Source organism: Myxococcus llanfairpwllgwyngyllgogerychwyrndrobwllllantysiliogogogochensis (assembly GCF_006636215.1).
Classification (GTDB): domain Bacteria; phylum Myxococcota; class Myxococcia; order Myxococcales; family Myxococcaceae; genus Myxococcus; species Myxococcus llanfairpwllgwyngyllgogerychwyrndrobwllllantysiliogogogochensis.
In genome coordinates this window covers 32,109-48,435 of record NZ_VIFM01000038.1, presented here as the reverse complement: position 1 = coordinate 48,435, position 16,327 = coordinate 32,109, and the positions used below count along the sequence as shown (strand labels likewise).

Sequence of the window (16,327 nt, the reverse complement as noted above, 5' to 3'; positions counted from 1 at the left end):
CCCCGAGAGCCCCCCGCGGAGGTCCTCGTGGAGCCCAGCATCCTGTGTACCGAGCTGTATCTGCGCCTGGGAGATGACGAGGTCCTCGTCATCGACTGTCGCGCTTCGTCCGAATGGGAGCATCATGATCTGCACATCCCCGGCGCCTTGAGGATGACCCCCATGGAGGTGGCCCGGGACCACCGCATGCTTCCCGACGACGAGCTCATCGTCCTGTGCGGTGGCACGCACGACGGGTCCGAGGTGCGCCGGGTCTGCCGCCTGCTGCGCATGCATGGGCGTGAGGCGGTGTGTCTCGACGGAGGCCTCTCGGGCTGGATTCGGGGGGGCTACCCTACCGAGCGCCATGTCCGTGCCCAGGTGGCGCTGCCCCGCTGAGGTTCGGTGGATGCGGTGCGTCGTCAAAGGGTGTATGGAGCGGCGGACTTCCTCCTTTGGAGAACCGTCCCCATGGCCAAGCTTCGTGCCGCCCTCGTTGGCGCCACCGGACTCGCGGGGCAGCAGTTCATCGCTGCCCTCAGGAATCACCCGTTCATCGAGCTGACCGGCCTGGCCGCGTCGCCTCGCTCGGCGGGTAAATCCTATGGGGACGCCCTGCGCACGGCCAACGGCATGACGGCGTGGTTCGTCTCGGAGCCGCTGTCGCCCGAGACGGCCCGCATGCAGGTCATCAGCGGCGATGCGCTCCAGGCCAGGGACTACGACCTCGTCTTCTCCGCCGTGGAGGCGGACGTTGCGCGTGAGCTGGAGCCGCGGCTGGCCAGGGACATCCCCGTCTTCTCCGCCGCCAGCGCCTTCCGCTACGACGACGACGTCCCGCTGCTCATCCCTCCCGTCAACGCCGCGCACGCGCCGCTCGTGCGCGAGCAGCAGCGCAAGAGGGGCTGGAAGGGCTTCATCGTCCCCAGCCCCAACTGCACGACGACGGGCCTCGCCGTCACGCTGGCCCCGCTCGTCGAGCGCTTCGGGGTGAAGGCCGTGCTGATGACCAGCCTGCAGGCCATGTCCGGCGCTGGACGTTCTCCGGGTGTCATCGGCATGGACATCATCGACAACGTCATCCCCTACATCCCGAAGGAGGAGCACAAGGTCGAGGTGGAGACGAAGAAGATCCTCGGTGCCCTGGACGCGGGTGGCGCGGCCCTCACTCCCCACGACATTCGGGTGTCCTGCACCTGCACCCGCGTGGCGGTGATGGAGGGGCATACCGAGTCCGTCTTCGTCTCGCTCGGCTCCAAGGCCACGGTGGCGGAGGTCACCCAGGCGATGCGCGAGTGGCGCGGCGCCGAGGTGGCCCGGGACCTGCCTTCCTCGCCTGTTCGCTGGATTGAGGTGATGGACGACCCCTTCCGTCCTCAGCCGAGGCTGGACCGGGAGACGCATGGCGGCATGGCCACCACGGTGGGCCGCGTGCGCGAGGATGGTGTGCTGGAGAACGGCTTCAAGTACGTGCTCGTCTCCCACAACACCAAGATGGGGGCCGCGCGCGGGTCCATCCTCGTGGCCGAACAGCTGCGGGCCCAGGGGTTGCTCGGCTGACAGCGACACGCGTCGGACAGGTGTCACAAATTCAGGGTGCCATCCCTGGAACGAACCATTAGTCTGCGCGCCCACGGACGCGCTGAAGATATTTAGAGGAGAGCTTTCATGGCCTACGTCGTCGCGGACCCTTGCATCAAGTGCAAGTACACTGACTGTGTCGAGGTCTGCCCGGTCAATTGTTTCTACGAGGGTGCGAACTTCCTGGTCATCCACCCGGACGAGTGCATCGACTGTGGCGCCTGTGAGCCCGTGTGCCCCACCAAGGCCATCTTCCCGGAGACCGAGCTCCCCGCGAAGTGGGCGGAGTACAAGGCGCTGAACGCCGACTTCTCCAACAATAAGTGGCCGAACATCGCGGAGAAGAAGGCGCCGCTCGCCGAGGCCGAGGAGTACAAGGAGAAGGACGGCAAGCGCGCGATGCTGGAGACCGCGCCCGGCAAGTAGGCCACTGGCGCCGTTCGCGCCCGTGAGTCTCGTGGAGGCCCTCCCGCCCGTCGCTGGCGAGAGGGCCTTTGTCGTTCCGGGCCCGCTCATCCAGCACGCAGCGAGCGGAGCTTCAGCCCGCGTGCCTCCAGGGCATCCCGCAGCCGAGCGACATCCCGGGTGGGCACCGGCCCGTGGTGTCCCTGGATGCGCAGCACCACTTCGCGAGGGCCCGTCCGCTCCACCTCCACCGTCGCGTCGAGGGTTCCCCGGACGCTGATGCTCAGCGCGGGACGCTGTGACTTCACGAAGACCTCGATGCGCTCGATGAGCTCCAGCGCTGAATCGACGCGGGAGGTGGGGGACGCCTCGCTCCGTGCCGCGCTGCCTGCGCCTGTCGCTGGCATGCGTCCTTCTGTCCCCGTGCTCTCTGGCGAAGCGGCGAGCCGAGGGGCCTCGGGTGGCGCGAGCACCGACTCCGTCTTGAGGGGGGGGCTCGTGGGCACCCGGGGCTCGCGCGAAAGCTCTCGGGCGAGGAGGTCCGTGAGTCGGTGCTCGGTGCGCTCCTGGTTTGAGGCCTGGGCTTCACCGCGAACGCTGCCCAGGCGGGAGGACTCGGCATGCATCGCCTGGCGTGTCACCGCGAGGCGCTCTGGACTGGCCAGTGCGCCCCGAGTGGTCGCGAGGACGGGCGACGTGGCGCGCGCGGCGATGAGTGCCTCCGCGCGGGGCGGGGCGCGAAGCGTGGGGGCCGGCGCACGGACGGGAGCGAGCGTGGCCGGCGGCCTGGACGCGGGCAGCGCGGCGCTTCGCTGAGGTGCTTCCTGGAGTGCCCGTTGGAACCGCTCCGCGTCGGGGCGTTGCTTCGTCGGAGTGCTGTCGGCTGGGGCCTCGGCGTCGACCTTCATGTCATCCCTCGCTGGCGTTGGCGCGAGGGACGAAGCAGCCGTCATGCCAGGGATGCGACGCCAGGGAACGACGTGTCGAAGGCCGACGTCACCATCCCACCTCGCGGAGGTGGGGCTCCCGCGAGGGACGGGGGCTCAGCGCGGTCTGCTGTTGAATGCGCCGGGTTGGACAGGAGCGATGCCGGACAGGTCGTTGACGGCCAGGGGACAGGTGGCCAGCGCCATCGGCTCGACGAGGGCTCCCACGCGTGCCCAGTCCCGCTCCTGGAAGAGCAGGGCGTCGCGCAGTTCGACGGACGACAGGCCCTTCTTGTATTCCCAGAAGCGCCCCCGCACGAGCACGCGGTTGCCCTTGAGCAGCTTGTTGAGGTCGACGTACTGCTTGTCCTGGAGGATGGCGACGATGTCCACGCGCTCGCGCTTGCGCGGCTTGCCGAACTGGAACTCGTAGGTCGCCGTCGCGGGAGGCTCGGGCTCCACCCAGACGAGGCGGGCCACCATGCGCTCCGGCTCGGGCTCTTCGCCCTTCTTGAGCTTCTTCTTCTTGGGCTTCTCCAGCTTGACGTCCACCAGCTCCATGCCGCTGAAGGCCACGTCGTGGTCCAGGTAGTTGTCGCGGAACAGGGCCTCGGCGGTGGAGACGGCCACCGAGTTGACGCGGCTGACTTCCTCCGCATAGCGCTCACGCAACACGGGCAGGGTGAGCAGGAAGCTGTCCACCGGCTTCACGCCATCGGCGAGGAAGCGCATCCGCGCCATGTCGATGGCGGGATAGAAGGGGACGAGTGACTCGGCCGTCTGGAGCCAGTCGGTGCGCAGCTGCTTGTCGATGAGCACCCGGCGCACCATGGCCACGAAGAAGCTGTTGCCCGGGAAGCGGTCCGTCACCAACTGAGTGCTCAGCGCCTGCACCAGCGCGGGGTCCAGCATGAAGTTCTCGTCGCGCTTGTGGAACTGGGTGCCCACCTCGCCGAGCAGCGTCAGGTACGCGCCCAGCACCTGTGCGCAGGCGGCATCCGCTGTGCCCTGGTTCAGGGCCTGGAACAGGCGCGTGCGGAGGAAGCGCTTGTCCACGGCTTCCTCGCGGAAGGTGGGGGCTTCACCCGTGCCGAAGAAGAACTCCGGCTGAGCGGTGGCGGGGCCGGCCAGCAGGCCCAGGGCGAGTGCGAGCAGTCGGGCGATACGCATGAGGCCCCCAGCCTATCACCCCGAGACCCCCGCGGAGAGGGGTCCCGACGCAGGCTCCGCGGGCAGGATGGAGGCCCTCAGGACCAGGCCGGCCGCGACGAGCTCCAGCACCCCGGCGACGGCGAAGAGTCGGTGTCCTCCCAGCCAGTCGTAGCCGGCCCCCGCGGACAGGTAGCCCACCAGGCCGCCCAGGCCGAACGTGAAGGCGGCGAACAGGGCTTGTCCGGAGGCCCGCAGCTCCGGGGGCACGCGTCGCGACAGGAAGGCCACGCTGCCCACGTAGAAGGCGCCGAACGTCAGGCCGTGCAGGGGCGCGAGCAGCACCATGCCAGTGGGAGACGACACCAGGGCCATGCCGCCCCAGCGCAGCGCGCTCGCGGCGAAGGCGACCGCGAGGACGAGGCGCGGCGCCAGCCCGCCGGCCACGCGAGGGTAGAGCGCCATCACTCCCACTTCCGCGAGGACACCGAGGCCCGCCACGACTCCGACCACCGCGGGGGACAAGCCCAGCGCCATGACGTGGATGGAGAAGGTCCCGTGAAAGGGCGCGCACGCCATCCAGTGCAGGCTGGTGGCGGCGAGCAGCCAGCGCACGTCGCGGTGACGCAGCAGCTTCAGTCCCGCGAAGGGGCTCAGCCCCCGGCTCGGAGCCGCGGTGTCGCGCAGGGCGAGGCTCCAGGGGACGAGCATGGCCAGCAGCGCGAGTGGAACGAGGACCACGGTCCGGTCCACATCCGTGGCGAGCAGTCCGAAGAGAACGGACGACACGATGAAGCCCACGGAGCCGAAGAGCCGCACGTGCGCGAAGCTGTCACCGGTGCGCGCGACGTGGTGCAGGGCGAGGCTGTCCACGAGCGGCGTGAACGCGGAGGCGAAGCAGGCGTACAGCGCCATGGCGGGGACGAGTGTCTCGAAGGTGCGAGCGCTGGCCACCAGTCCGAAGGCGAGCGTCGCGCCGAGCGCCAGCACGGTGAGGACGCGGGACGTACGGCCGGTGCGGTCGGCGAGGTGCCCCCACAACGAGGGGACGAGCAGCGAGATGCACGGGCTGAGACACAGCAGGAGCCCCACCTGCGTCGCGGAGAGGGAAAGGGACTTGAACCAGGCGGGCAGGAACGGAAGGACGATGCCCACGGTGGCGAAGTACAAGAAGTAGAAGCCCGCCAGCGGCAGACGGCTGGCGACGGGGCGGGGGTTCATGGACGGTTGGGACCTTGACATGTCCGGGTGCTTTTCCGCCTGTTGACCTCGCGTCCTTTTGTGTACCTTGCCCGCGACATGGCCAGTCCCACGGATACTTCCGCGCCCGTCTCCATCACTCAGATCAAGAGTGAGGCGGAGCTCATGCAGGCGCTCGCCATCCGCGAGGTGGTGTTCATCGAGGAGCAGCACGTCCCCGAGGGCATCGAGCGGGATGCAGAAGACGCGCACGCCTACCACATCATCGCCAACCAGGGAGGCCACGCCATCGGCACGGGGCGGCTGGTGATGTTGCCTCAGCCTCCCGTGGGTGAGCAGGGCCTGTGGGGCCAGGTAGGGCGCATGGCGGTGCTCCAGGCGCATCGCAAGGCACGCGTGGGCTCGCTGCTGTTGACGTCGCTGGAGGAGGAAGCCCGGCGACGAGGCGTCAAGGGCATCATGCTGCACGCGCAGCTCTACGCCCTCGAGTTCTACAAGAAGCACGGCTACACCGAGATGGGCACCGTCTTCCTCGAAGGCGGCATCGACCACCTGGAGATGCGCAAGCGTTTCTAGTCAGCGGCGCGGAGGGCGGGGCGCGGGCGGTTGCGCGTGCCTCGGGTCCTCGGGCCACGAGTGACGCGGGTACTTGCGTCCCAGCTCCTTGCGGAGCGCCGGGTAGTGCCGCTCCCAGAAACCCGCCAGGTCGGTCGTCACTTGCACGGCGCGCATGTTGGGCGCGAGCAGGTGGAGCACGAGCGACACGCGGCCGGCGCACACGCTGGGGCCCTGGGCCATCCCGAAGAAATCCTGCAGGCGTGACTCCACCCAGGGTGGTTTGCCCGGCTCGTAGTTCACCTTGACGCCGCGGCCTCCGGGCAGCGTGACGCGCTCGGGGGCGTGGGTGGCGAGCAGGCGTTGTTGCTCGGAGGTGAGTCGCGCGTAGAGCGCGTCGAGGAGCGACACGCCTTCCAGGTCCTTGAAGCTGCGCGCGTCCGAGCACAGGGATGCGAGCGCATCGCGCAGGAAGGCGTCATCCACGGTGGGGAACTTCGCCTCGGGGAAGGCCTGCGTGAGCAGGGCCACGCGCGTGCGCCACTGTTGCAGGGCCTCGGGGTCCGCGAACCGTCCGGGGCCCGCCGCGAGCGCCGCTTCGACGAGCACCCGCGCGGTCTGTTCCGAGGCGGGTGCGGGGGCGCGGGTCTCCTCGAGCATGAGGTTGCCGTAGGAGAGGCGCGTGAGGCGTTCCACGCGTCGTGCCTCGGCGTTCCACTGGAGTGTGTCCACCTCTTCGAGTGTCTCGGGGTAGAGGTCCAGCAGCCACTCGGGTTCGACGGAGCTGGCCAGTCGCACCACGGCGCCTTTGCCAGGGCGCTCCTCGGCGTCCACGGCCACCATCAAGTCCGCGTCCTGCACGACGCTCAGCTCGGAGAGGGACGCGGTGCCGCCGCCGAAGAGCAGCAGCTCGGGAGAGCGAGGCCTGCGTCTGCGCGCGACGCGGTCCGGATAGCCGGCGAGGACGCTGAGCATGAGGGCCTGCTCGATGTCCTCCGCGCGGTGGGGTTTCTCGCCCTGGCTGCGCACCGTGCGTCGGAGCTGCTTCTGGACGCGGTCCACGGACTGCACCGCGCCCTGTTCGAGGGAGAGCGAGTGCAGTCGACCGGACGCGAAGCCCGCGCGTTCGGCCTCGCGGAAGCGCTCCAGCAATTCGAGCAGGTCCGAGGGTCCACTGACGACGGCGGCGGCGCGGCCTCCTCCGCCCAGATTGGCGCGGGCCTCTCGACGGATGTCCCGCTCGCCCATGAGCGCGGCGAGCGTGGCTGCTTCGGCGCCGACTCCCCGGCGCTCACCTTCGACGATGACCCGGCCCTGGCGGGGGTGGACGGGGAAGCGCAGCAGGCGCTGTCCGACGTCCGTGACGATGCCCTTCGGGTCGACGGCACCCAGACGGCGAAGCAGCGTCTCGGCCGCGTCGAGTGACGCCGCGGGAGGTGGCTCGAAGAAAGGGAAGGCACCGAGGTCGACGACGCCGGAGGCGCGCAGCGAGAGCACGGTCTCCGCCAGGTCCATGCGGCGGATTTCAGGGGCCTCCTGTTCCGGACGGCCATCGAAGTCGTGCTGCGTGTAGAGGCGGATGCAGTGGCCGGCACGGGTGCGTCCGGCGCGTCCGGCGCGCTGGATGGCGGAGGCACGGCTCACCTTGGACAGCTTGAGGGTGGGCAGCCCGGACCACGGCGAATGGCTGGCGACACGTGCGAGGCCGGTGTCGATGACCACGGCGACACCGTCGATGGTGACGGAGGTCTCCGCCACGTTGGTGGAGAGGATGATCTTCCGGCGCGAGCTCCTGCGCACGGCGCGGTCCTGTTCCGCGGGGGACAGGTCTCCGTGGAGCGGGAGGACGTTGGCGTCATGGCGCTCGGCGAACTCCGCACAGGCGTCGCGGGTGCGGCGAATCTCTCCGGCGCCGGGAAGGAAGACGAGCACGTCGCCATCCACGCCGTGGGTGAACAGGCGTTTGATTGCGGAGAGGACCTGCAGGTCCAGGTGCCGGTCGTCCGGAGCGGGGAGATACTCCACGCTGACGTCGAAGCGTCGGCCCTGGGAGCGCAGGGAGGGGCAACCTCCAAGGTATGCCCGGACGGGTTCGGCCTCCAGGGTCGCGGACATGACGACGAGCTTGAGGTCGGGGCGACGAGTCTCTTGCAGGCGGCGCAGCAGCGCGAGAGAGATGTCGGCGGACAGGTGTCGCTCGTGGAACTCGTCGAGCACGACGATGCCCACGTCGCGAAGGGTCGGGTCGGACAGGAGGCGGCGTCCGAGTACGCCCTCGGTGACGAAGGACAGGCGGGTCTTGGCGCTGCGCACGTCCTCGAAGCGGACCTGATAGCCGACGGTGTCGCCCACGCGCTCTCCGATTTCCTCGGACACGCGCTGGGCGGCGAGTCGAGTGGGGAGGCGTCGCGGCTGGAGGACGACGATCTCCTTGCCCCCGCCGAGCCCGGCTTCCAGCAGTGCGCGAGGCACGCGCGTCGTCTTTCCGGCGCCGGGAGGAGCCTCGAGCACGAGCGAGCGCGCACCGCGCAAGGTGGAGACGATTTCCGGAAGGAGCGGGTCGATGGGAAGGGCGGCGTCCGCCATGTCCGGGTTCCTTGAACGCGCGAGCCGAGGCTCGCTCAGGGGGTCTCGGTGCCTGCCGCGCCAGGGGTCGACGTCACGCCCTTCTTCTTGCGCACGGCGGGAGCCTGGGCACGCGAGCCTTCCGGGGTCGCGGTATCGGTGGATGCCGAGGGTGCGCTCGAATCGCGAGCACGTCCGCGGGAACTTTGGGCACGCGAGTCCGCCGATACGTCAGCAGTGTCACCACCAGGGGTGGGGAGCGGACTCGAATCACGCGCACGGCCACGAGTCACCTGTCCGCGCACACCTTCGGGCGCACTGGCTGCGTCGGCAGACGTCGAACCCGGTTCCGTGCCGCGCTTGCGCCCGCGACCCGTGGCGGGACGTGAAGTCCCTGCGATGTCCGCGCCCTCAGCGACTGACGTGGGGGCACCTTCGGCGTCACGCTTGCGTCCACGAGGGCCCGAGGCACGCGGCTCCTCCGTCGTGTCCACGGGCTCATCCATGGGGGCGTGGCCGCCATCGAGTTCGAGAGGCGAATCCCGGCCCGACGGAGCGGGGACGCCCGTTGCGTCAGACCCGGACTCGACGACGGGCGCGAAGGCGTTCGCATCGCGCTTGCGGCCACGAGCTCCGACTTGGACCGGTCCGCCTTCGGACGCAGGGCTCTCGACAGCGGAAGGCGCCGGCTCGCTCGTCCCCAGGTCCTCGGACACGGACGCGTCCTCGACACCCTCGAGAGCGGGGGCAGACTGTGCCTCGTTCTTGCCGCGAGTCGAGTGCACGTCGACGTCCACGGGCTCATCCGTATCGAGCGGTTCGGTCGCCGCCGGGTTGCTCCCAGCCCTGTGCCGTAGGGCGGAAGGCTCCGCGTCGTCGGACGACGAATCCAGGGCAGCGACCTCCGCGAGTTCGGCCTCGGTGGGCTCCATGGAGTCCGAAGGCTCGAGGTCCAGTGCCCCCAAACCATCGTCGGAGGGAGCCAGTCCGCGACCCGCTTTACGCTTGGGCTTGAGGCCGAGCGCGGCGGCTTCATGGACACTGGGCACGGGGACGAGCGCGGCCTCGGAGAGCAGGCGCGCCTGTCGCAGCGCCACTTCGAGCTTGCGCCCCAGGTTCACCAACTCCTCGCGGAGCACGGCCTCCTGTTCGAGCGAGAGGGGCGCGGGCTCATGACTGGCGCGCCACGCGGCATGCGCGGCGGCGACCTGGTCCATCACGGGACGGACGAGCGCGAAGTCCTCGCGAGCGAAGATGCGGGAGACGTAGGAGCTGCGGGTGCGCCGCTCGTAGGACGTGGCGTACTCGAAGATGACTTCGCGAGGCGCGCGTCGGAGCTGGGCGAACTTGAGGTGGGGGAAGAGCGCTTCGATGACGGGAGCGCGGCTGCTGGCGGTGAAGGTGATGCCCGCGTGCAGTTTCTCCAGGGCATCGACCCACAGGCCCTGTTGATGGAAGGCGTATTCCTCGCGAGCTTCATCCAGCTCGGGCAGGTCCTTGACGCGGTCGACCACGCCAGCGGCGGGTGCGCGAGTGGTGCGCACCAACTCGAAGGCGGTGGTCAGCCAGCTCTTCTCGGCTTCCAGGCCGGGGCGGCCAGCGAGCATCTCGCCCGCAGTCGCGATCCGACCTTCGAAGGCCTCGGCGAAGCGGATGAGCTCATAGGACTCGAGCGTGGATGACATGCGACGGGCTCCTCGGAAGGGCGGCGGGAGATACCACAGGCCGGGCTCGGCTCCGAGCGCGGGTGGGAGGCGTCAGCTTCCGCCGAGCAGCGTCGGAAGGGCCGCTCGGTGCGAGAAGTCAGGGAAGGCGGCATGTGCGCCGGCCTGGAGAAGGGCCTCGGCGGTGAAGGTCCCGGTGCCCACGCCGATGCACTCGGCGCCGATGCCGATGGCCGCGTCGACGTCCTTGGGCGTATCTCCGATGACGACCACCCGGCACTGCTCGCGCGGGACACCGAGCGTCGCCGCGCCCGCCTCGGCACCTCGACGGATCAGCTCCACGCGGTTCTCGTGGTCGCAGCCGAAGCCGCCGAAGGCGAACTGGTCATGGATGGCCACGCGCTCCAGCTTCAGGCGCGCGCCGTCGCGGACGTTGCCGGTGCCGAGTCCCACGGCGAATCCGGGGCGGCTTCGCGCCTCGAGTACAGCCTCTCGCATGCCGGGGAACACACGGTAGCGAGGGGCTTCGACCTTCTGGATTTCATCCGCGAGGTGCGCGAGGTAGGCGGCGATGCCGGCATCGATGGCGGCCTCGGTGTCCTCGACGCCGATGATGCGCAGAGCGGTGCGGACGATGGCTCGGTCCGTCATGCCGGACATGTGGAAGGAGTCGCAGGCATCGCGGCGACCATGAAGCTGCTCGAAGGCTCGGTCCATGGCACGGCGTCCCGCTCCACCGGTGGTGACGAGGGTGCCATCGATATCGAACAGGAGGACCGTGGGGCGCATGGCCCCCATCTAACGGAAGCCTCGGGCCGACGCGAGTCCGGAAGTCACGTCACGGGCGCTCAGGGCTCCGCGAGGCTGAGACCTCGCTGGAGGGCTTCGCGCACGAGAGGGCGTTCCTCGATAGGGAGTCGCTCCTCGAGAGCCTGACGGGCCTGCTGTCCACCCAGCCGCCCGAGCGCCAGGGCCACGGCCTCCCGAACGGGGTCCTCACGGTCCATGAGTCGAGCCGCGAGAGGGCGAATGGCCGCGGTCCCCAGGCAGCGTGCCAGGGCACCCGCGGCGCTGGCGCGCACGTCCACGGGAGCACGGGGATCCTCCAGCACTTCCTGGATGGAAGGGGCGCCCTGAGGCGGGTCGATGAGGGCGAGCGATGCCATGGCACGAGCGCGTCGAGTCGAGGGAACCGCCGGGTCCACCACGAGCGAGCGAAGGACTGGCACGGCCTGGGGCCCAAGCTGACGCCACTGCTCCTCTCGAAGAGGTCCCTGGGAGGGGTCGAGCAACATCAGCACCTGCTCCCGCAAATCAGCTGACGGGACCGGAGTTGGGGCGGGTGCGGTGGGCACGGCCGGCGAGGCTTCTCCCGAGGCGTGTGAGTACGCGAGCGCGGTGCCCCCGGAGCTCGCGATCAGCCCCGCTCCGAGCAGGAGGTGCCACCACCGGCGTCCGCGAGAGGGGAGGAGCGCGATGGTGCGAGAAGGTGGCGGCGAGGTCGGTGTTGGCATGGGGGCGCCTCGAGCAGGGGATCGTCCCCGGTTATATGCCGGTTGCCCGCTCGGACTCGAACCCCGTTATGGTGCTGCGTTGATGGCTGGACGCGTCTTCTTCTTTCTGCAGCACGCCACGTATGAGCCGGCGTTCCAGGCGAGTTCCATGGGCATCACCGCCGTGGCCATGGGTGACGAGGTCTACTTCGTCTTCGCCTTCGACGCGCTCCGCTCCTGGGTGGGCGGAACCTTCGGTCAGCCCGAGGGTGAGCGGGAGCGAGAGGAGCACGCCCGAGGCGAGACCCTGGGCGTACCGGCTCCCAGCAAGATGATGGAGGAGGCGAGAGCCTTGGGCGCGAAGTTGATCGCCTGCGACACGACGGTGCGCCTGTGTGGCTTCGAGCCCGAGGCGCTTCAGGGCCCCCTGGACGAGGTGATGGGGCTGGCCTCCCTATGGCGGCTGACGCAGGGGGCGCGCACGCTGACGCTCTAGGTGAGCCGTAGTGAAGAGGGATCAGGCAGGCGCCAATGTCGTCCACGCCACACCAGGTGTGTGCCTGTCGAGGGGAACCCATCGGTTCCTGCTGTAACCTCGCAGTATCAGTTGAACCGGATGCAGCCGTCCATTTGAGGCTGTAGCCTCCGAGGGGAGTCACGCGATACTCTTCACCCAAGCCGTCCCCTGAAGAGCCCGGCCGCGCGGAGCTCCGCGTCCCCCCATGAGAAGCAGAAGGAATTCATTACCTATGCGCGCCAAGTTGCCCCTCCTGAGCGCTCTCGTCCTCGGCGCCCTCTCGGGTGTCGTCGTCGCGGGTTGTCAGTCCTACGACTTCGAGCCGGTGGAGCCGCTCGCCATCGCACAGACGACGGTCGAGGAGACCATCTCCGCCCTGGCGAGCAAGCCCAACATCATGATGCTGGTGGACATCTCCGGCTCGATGACGCTCCCGGTGGACACGTCGCGGCCGTCCTGCCAGGTGCAGGACAAGGACGGCTTGACGGTGCTGTGTGGCAATGAGAACGCGTGCCCCACGGCCACGTGCCCCACTCGGTGGACGGAGCTGCAGGCCGCCGTGCCTCGGTTCCTCGCGAACAGTGGTCCCTACGTGCGCTTCGCGCTCACGACCTATCCCGAGGCCTCGACGGGCTCGAGCATCGAGGCCTGCACTGGTCCCACCGCGACGTCGGTCCGCAAGGACCTGCCGGTCGCCGACGACGACGCGTCGCTGCTGGCCCACGCCAACTCCATCAACGATTTGATCCAGGGCATTCCGAACCACGGCACCGGGCAGCCGGTGGGTGGAACACCGACGAGCGGAAGCCTGAACTTCATCGGGTCCATGCCTGGATTGCAGGACAAGGACCGCAAGAACTTCGTCATCCTGCTGACGGATGGTCTGCCCAACTGCAACCCGGAGAATGAGTACTCCGGCCGAGATCAACCGGAACTGTGCAAGTGCACCATCGCTGGCAATCTCTGCGGTTCGCAGATCTCCACCGCCTTCGAGAAGCGTGGCTGCCTCGACACCAATGCCTCCGTGCGGGCGGTGCAGGCGCTGAGCGACAAGAAGGTCACGACCATCGTCATCGGCTTCGGGGCCGAGACGGCGTCGGGGGATGGTCCGGCGGTGCTCCAGGCGATGGCGGCGGCGGGTGGTTTCGCCCGCACCTGTAACAAGAACCCGGCGGCCTGCGGTCCCAACGACACGTGCATCGCGGCGACGGGTCTGTGCGGCCGGTCCTTCTACCAGGCGGGCAATCAGGAGGAGTTGGCCGCCGCGCTGGAGGAGATCAGCAACGATGTCATCAACCCGGAGCCTTGCCTGATTCCCCTGGATGGTCCTGAGCGTCCTTCGGACCCGAAGCTCATCGTCGTCTACATCGAGGGTGAGCGCACCCTGGCGGGTGACGGAACCTGGTCGCTGACGTCGGACGGCGTTCTCTTCAACGGCGCGGCGTGCGAGCGCATCGAGAACTCCCGACCGGAAGCGCCCATCAAAGTCGAGGTTCGCGCCATCCGTCAGCGCTAGGCAGGCGGCCGGGGGCGGCTTTACCCGGGACGGTGCGGGGATTATAGGTCCCCTCGCCTCCGGCCCGGTTGCCGTCCCCTGCCCATGAAAGTCACCCTCCTCTCGCGGTCCGCTTCCATTCCCTCCACTCGGCGTCTTGTCGAGGCGGGCCGCGCGCGGGGGCACAAGATGCGCGTGCTCAACCCGCTCCGGGTGCAGATGCACCTGGACGGGGGCAGCGCCACGCTCTACTACGACCGCAAGAAGCTCTCGCCCACGGACGTGGTCCTTCCGCGCATCGCCCAATCCATCAACACGTACGGGCTCGCGGTGGTGAATCAGTTCGCACTGGGCGGAGTGCCGCTCGTCAATCACGCCCAGGCCATCGCGCAGTCGCGCAGCAAGATGCGCTCACTGCAGTTGCTGTCCGCGCATGGCATCGACATTCCCGCCACGGTGATGGCGCGGGACGCAGCCCACTTGAAGGAGATGGTGGGGCTGGTGGGTGGGGTGCCCGTGCTCGTGAAGCTGCTCCAGGGGCAGGAGAATCACGGGGTGATGGTGTGCGAGAGCCTCCAGTCGCTGGAGGCCGCGCTCGAGGCGGTGCTTGGCCTCGGCCACAACCTGGTGATGCAGGAGTACGTGAAGAGCACGAGCCAGGACGTGCGTGTGCTCGTCGTGGGTGGCAAGGCGGTGGCCGCGGTGCGCCGCCGCGCGCGTCCGGGTCGGTTCGCTCACACGCTCATCAAGGGAGCTCGACTGGAAGCGATGGAGCTGTCGCCTGGGCAGCGTGCCACGGCGGAGAAGGCCACACGGCTGGTGGGGCTGGAGGTGGCTGCGGTGGACCTGCTGGACGTCCAGGGCCAATCGAAGGTCTTCGAGGTGAACAGCTCGCCCGCCTTGCCTGAGATGGAGGCTGTCACGGGCATGGACCTGGCGACGCCCATCATCATCCGCGCCGAGGAACTGGTCGCGGGCGCGGACCCCGTGTCCGTGCCAGACCTCCTGCCACCTCGAAGTCTTCCCTCGCCGGGGCTGCCAACATCTCCGGCACCGCGCAGGAAGCGCACGAGTCGTACGCCCACGAGCGGAGCAGGGGGCACGTGAAGAGAATGCCGGCGCCCCACGTCGCAGGCATGATAGGCAGCACCCGTTTTCAGGAGACCCGCCATGTCGCACATCCGAAGCTTCACCTCCGTTGCCGCGTTGCTGGTGGCCTGTGTCTGGACGGCCCCGGCGTCCGCCGACGAAGTGGACCCCGCCAGCCTCTATGACGTGTCCACGGACGGCTCCTCCAGCCAGGTCAAGACGGGGGAAAAGGGCGTCTTCGTGGTCTCGGTCAAGACGAAGCCCGGCGCCCATGTCTCCGAGGAAGCCCCGCTGAAGCTCGAGGTGAAGGGCACGCAGGTCTCCGTCGCGAAGGAGAAGCTGGGACGAGAGGACTCGGTCGCGAAGAAGGCCGCGGGCCAGGAGTTCGCGGACCCTCGCTTCGAGATTCCCTTCTCCGCCACGGCCGCGGGCAAGGGCTCGGTGGACGCGAAGCTCGTCTTCTTCATCTGCACGGAGAAGATCTGCGCGCGCCAGCAGAAGACCCTCTCCGTTCCCGTCGAGGTCCTCTAGTTCCCATGCGTGAGCGTCCCCCCAAGGGTGGTCGAGGCGAGCGTGAGGGCGGGGACTCCCCGGCGCGTCACGTCTATGGCGTCAATCCGGTCCTCGAGGCCCTGAGGGCCCGACCGGACGAAGTGGAGCGGCTGTTCATCGTGGAGGGGCAACTGGCCGCCAAGGCCGCGGGTGAGCTGCTCAGCCGCGCCCGGGACGCGGGTGTCCGGGTGGAGAAGGTTTCGCGCGAGCGCCTTGCCGCCATGGCCGACGGCGGGGTCCACCAGGGCGTGGTGCTCGAGCTTCGAGGCTTCACGTACTCGGCTCTGGAGGACATCATCGACGCGGCCAAGGCCAGCAAGCGGCCTCCCCTCGTCGTGGTGCTCGACGGTATCCAGGACCCGCACAACCTGGGCGCCATCATCCGCTCGGCCCACGCGCTGGGAGCGCATGGGGTCGTCATCGCCAAGGACCGCGCCGTACAGGTGACGGGCACGGTGGCCAAGGCGTCAGCAGGCGCGGTGGAGCACTGCCTCATCGCCCGGGTGGTGAACATCTCCCGCGCCCTGGAGGAGCTGAAGGAAGCAGGGCTCTGGGTGGCCGCGGCGGACGTGGACGCGACCGAGCCCATGTGGAGCGCCCGACTGGACGGGCCCCTGGCCCTGGTGGTGGGGGCCGAGGGGGCAGGGGTGAGGGAGGGAGTGCTCAAGCACTGCGACCATCGCCTGCGGATTCCGATGGCGGGTCAGGTCGGTTCACTCAATGCGTCCGTTTCTGCCGGCATTCTGCTATACGAGGTCGCCCGGCAGCGGGGGAGCGCCTCCCGTTAGTCGGCCATCATCTGGGATCAATCCCCTTGACTTGGATGATGGGGACTTCTAAAAGGGCGCGCCTCGCACATCGGAGCCGGGTTGTTGACGGGTTCGGTGGAGGTGGGGTAGGGCGGTGGGCAGGAGCCGGATGAGTGCCGGTGTAGCTCAGTCGGTAGAGCAACTGATTTGTAATCAGTAGGTCGCGGGTTCAAGTCCCGCCGCCGGCCAAGCAGGACGGGGGCCGCGGATGAGGGCCCGAGACGAGCAGTATGGGGTGCAGTACGCAGTCTGAAGTAAAAGTGCGGAGGGATACCCAAGCGGCCAAAGGGAGCAGACTGTAAATCTGCCGGCTCTACGCCTTCGATGGTTCGAATCCATCTCCCTCCA

Annotated in this window: 16 protein-coding genes and 2 tRNA genes; 11 read left to right on the top strand and 7 right to left on the bottom strand. The window is 68.8% G+C overall.

The genetic code is table 11. The features are described 5' to 3' along the window. The first annotated feature begins 27 nt into the window (after positions 1-27). The 3 genes from FJV41_RS12420 to fdxA all read left to right on the top strand — a co-directional run bounded on the left by FJV41_RS12420 (position 28) and on the right by fdxA (position 1,986). On the top strand, positions 28-378 hold the full coding sequence (locus FJV41_RS12420) for a rhodanese-like domain-containing protein (RefSeq protein ID WP_141642670.1): 351 nt from the start codon (positions 28-30) through the stop codon (positions 376-378). Positions 379-450: 72 nt separating this feature from the next. Then, complete coding sequence (gene asd, locus FJV41_RS12415) at positions 451-1,539, top strand: aspartate-semialdehyde dehydrogenase (protein WP_141642669.1); 1,089 nt, start codon at positions 451-453, stop codon at positions 1,537-1,539. A gap of 108 nt (positions 1,540-1,647) precedes the next feature. Beyond that, positions 1,648-1,986, top strand: coding sequence for a ferredoxin FdxA (fdxA, locus tag FJV41_RS12410; RefSeq protein ID WP_141642668.1), 339 nt, complete (start codon positions 1,648-1,650; stop codon positions 1,984-1,986). Between the two features lie 86 nt (positions 1,987-2,072). Here the strand turns inward: fdxA and FJV41_RS12405 are convergent, their stop codons facing one another. The 3 genes from FJV41_RS12405 to FJV41_RS12395 form a co-directional block, all read right to left on the bottom strand. Beyond that, on the bottom strand, positions 2,073-2,873 hold the full coding sequence (locus tag FJV41_RS12405; RefSeq protein WP_141642667.1) for a hypothetical protein: 801 nt from the start codon (positions 2,871-2,873) through the stop codon (positions 2,073-2,075). A 135-nt stretch (positions 2,874-3,008) separates the two neighbouring features. Beyond that, positions 3,009-4,061, bottom strand: a complete 1,053-nt coding sequence (locus FJV41_RS12400; protein WP_141642666.1) for a hypothetical protein — start codon at positions 4,059-4,061, stop codon at positions 3,009-3,011. A gap of 15 nt (positions 4,062-4,076) precedes the next feature. After that, complete coding sequence (locus FJV41_RS12395) at positions 4,077-5,261, bottom strand: MFS transporter (RefSeq protein ID WP_141642665.1); 1,185 nt, start codon at positions 5,259-5,261, stop codon at positions 4,077-4,079. Positions 5,262-5,339: 78 nt separating this feature from the next. Between FJV41_RS12395 and FJV41_RS12390 the strand changes: the two genes are divergently transcribed. After that, positions 5,340-5,816 (top strand): GNAT family N-acetyltransferase, encoded by a 477-nt coding sequence (locus tag FJV41_RS12390; protein ID WP_141642664.1) that lies wholly within the window; start codon positions 5,340-5,342, stop codon positions 5,814-5,816. Here FJV41_RS12390 and hrpB read toward each other — a convergent pair whose 3' ends face one another. From hrpB to FJV41_RS12370, 4 genes are all read right to left on the bottom strand, one after another. Continuing rightward, positions 5,817-8,381 (bottom strand): ATP-dependent helicase HrpB, encoded by a 2,565-nt coding sequence (hrpB, locus tag FJV41_RS12385; protein WP_141642663.1) that lies wholly within the window; start codon positions 8,379-8,381, stop codon positions 5,817-5,819. Between the two features lie 35 nt (positions 8,382-8,416). Then, a complete protein-coding gene (locus FJV41_RS12380) occupies positions 8,417-10,045 on the bottom strand; it encodes a hypothetical protein (RefSeq protein ID WP_141642662.1) in 1,629 nt (542 codons plus the stop codon). 72 nt (positions 10,046-10,117) lie between these two features. Further along, positions 10,118-10,822, bottom strand: coding sequence for an HAD family hydrolase (locus tag FJV41_RS12375; RefSeq protein ID WP_141642661.1), 705 nt, complete (start codon positions 10,820-10,822; stop codon positions 10,118-10,120). 50 nt (positions 10,823-10,872) lie between these two features. Beyond that, positions 10,873-11,538: a HEAT repeat domain-containing protein gene (locus FJV41_RS12370; RefSeq protein ID WP_141642660.1), complete on the bottom strand. Its 666-nt coding sequence runs from the start codon at positions 11,536-11,538 to the stop codon at positions 10,873-10,875. Positions 11,539-11,620: 82 nt separating this feature from the next. Here FJV41_RS12370 and FJV41_RS12365 point away from each other — a divergent pair, with 82 nt between their 5' ends. The 7 genes from FJV41_RS12365 to FJV41_RS12335 all read left to right on the top strand — a co-directional run bounded on the left by FJV41_RS12365 (position 11,621) and on the right by FJV41_RS12335 (position 16,327). After that, the gene (locus FJV41_RS12365) at positions 11,621-12,013 is read left to right on the top strand and encodes a hypothetical protein (RefSeq protein ID WP_141642659.1); all 393 of its coding nucleotides are present in this window, start codon (positions 11,621-11,623) and stop codon (positions 12,011-12,013) included. Between the two features lie 253 nt (positions 12,014-12,266). Continuing rightward, positions 12,267-13,550, top strand: a complete 1,284-nt coding sequence (cglB, locus tag FJV41_RS12360) for an adventurous gliding motility lipoprotein CglB (protein WP_141642658.1) — start codon at positions 12,267-12,269, stop codon at positions 13,548-13,550. A gap of 84 nt (positions 13,551-13,634) precedes the next feature. Next, entirely contained in the window at positions 13,635-14,636 is a 1,002-nt protein-coding gene (locus tag FJV41_RS12355) for an ATP-grasp domain-containing protein (protein ID WP_141642657.1), read from the top strand. Between the two features lie 63 nt (positions 14,637-14,699). Further along, positions 14,700-15,149, top strand: coding sequence for a hypothetical protein (locus tag FJV41_RS12350; RefSeq protein ID WP_141642656.1), 450 nt, complete (start codon positions 14,700-14,702; stop codon positions 15,147-15,149). A gap of 5 nt (positions 15,150-15,154) precedes the next feature. Then, on the top strand, positions 15,155-15,958 hold the full coding sequence (gene rlmB / locus FJV41_RS12345; RefSeq protein WP_141642655.1) for a 23S rRNA (guanosine(2251)-2'-O)-methyltransferase RlmB: 804 nt from the start codon (positions 15,155-15,157) through the stop codon (positions 15,956-15,958). Between the two features lie 136 nt (positions 15,959-16,094). After that, positions 16,095-16,167: transfer RNA gene (locus tag FJV41_RS12340), tRNA-Thr, on the top strand. A 76-nt stretch (positions 16,168-16,243) separates the two neighbouring features. Continuing rightward, positions 16,244-16,327 (top strand) — tRNA-Tyr (locus tag FJV41_RS12335).

What these genes read in the sequence shown, in the direction of transcription:
- asd (WP_141642669.1), top strand. Translation starts at nt 451, where the DNA reads ATGGCCAAGCTTCGTGCCGCCCTCGTTGGCGCCACCGGACTCGCGGGG.
- fdxA (WP_141642668.1), top strand. Translation starts at nt 1,648, where the DNA reads ATGGCCTACGTCGTCGCGGACCCTTGCATCAAGTGCAAGTACACTGAC.
- FJV41_RS12405 (WP_141642667.1), bottom strand. Translation starts at nt 2,873, where the DNA reads ATGAAGGTCGACGCCGAGGCCCCAGCCGACAGCACTCCGACGAAGCAA.
- FJV41_RS12400 (WP_141642666.1), bottom strand. Translation starts at nt 4,061, where the DNA reads ATGCGTATCGCCCGACTGCTCGCACTCGCCCTGGGCCTGCTGGCCGGC.
- FJV41_RS12395 (WP_141642665.1), bottom strand. Translation starts at nt 5,261, where the DNA reads ATGAACCCCCGCCCCGTCGCCAGCCGTCTGCCGCTGGCGGGCTTCTAC.
- FJV41_RS12390 (WP_141642664.1), top strand. Translation starts at nt 5,340, where the DNA reads ATGGCCAGTCCCACGGATACTTCCGCGCCCGTCTCCATCACTCAGATC.
- hrpB (WP_141642663.1), bottom strand. Translation starts at nt 8,381, where the DNA reads ATGGCGGACGCCGCCCTTCCCATCGACCCGCTCCTTCCGGAAATCGTC.
- FJV41_RS12380 (WP_141642662.1), bottom strand. Translation starts at nt 10,045, where the DNA reads ATGTCATCCACGCTCGAGTCCTATGAGCTCATCCGCTTCGCCGAGGCC.
- FJV41_RS12375 (WP_141642661.1), bottom strand. Translation starts at nt 10,822, where the DNA reads ATGGGGGCCATGCGCCCCACGGTCCTCCTGTTCGATATCGATGGCACC.
- FJV41_RS12370 (WP_141642660.1), bottom strand. Translation starts at nt 11,538, where the DNA reads ATGCCAACACCGACCTCGCCGCCACCTTCTCGCACCATCGCGCTCCTC.
- FJV41_RS12365 (WP_141642659.1), top strand. Translation starts at nt 11,621, where the DNA reads ATGGCTGGACGCGTCTTCTTCTTTCTGCAGCACGCCACGTATGAGCCG.
- cglB (WP_141642658.1), top strand. Translation starts at nt 12,267, where the DNA reads ATGCGCGCCAAGTTGCCCCTCCTGAGCGCTCTCGTCCTCGGCGCCCTC.
- FJV41_RS12355 (WP_141642657.1), top strand. Translation starts at nt 13,635, where the DNA reads ATGAAAGTCACCCTCCTCTCGCGGTCCGCTTCCATTCCCTCCACTCGG.
- FJV41_RS12350 (WP_141642656.1), top strand. Translation starts at nt 14,700, where the DNA reads ATGTCGCACATCCGAAGCTTCACCTCCGTTGCCGCGTTGCTGGTGGCC.
- rlmB (WP_141642655.1), top strand. Translation starts at nt 15,155, where the DNA reads ATGCGTGAGCGTCCCCCCAAGGGTGGTCGAGGCGAGCGTGAGGGCGGG.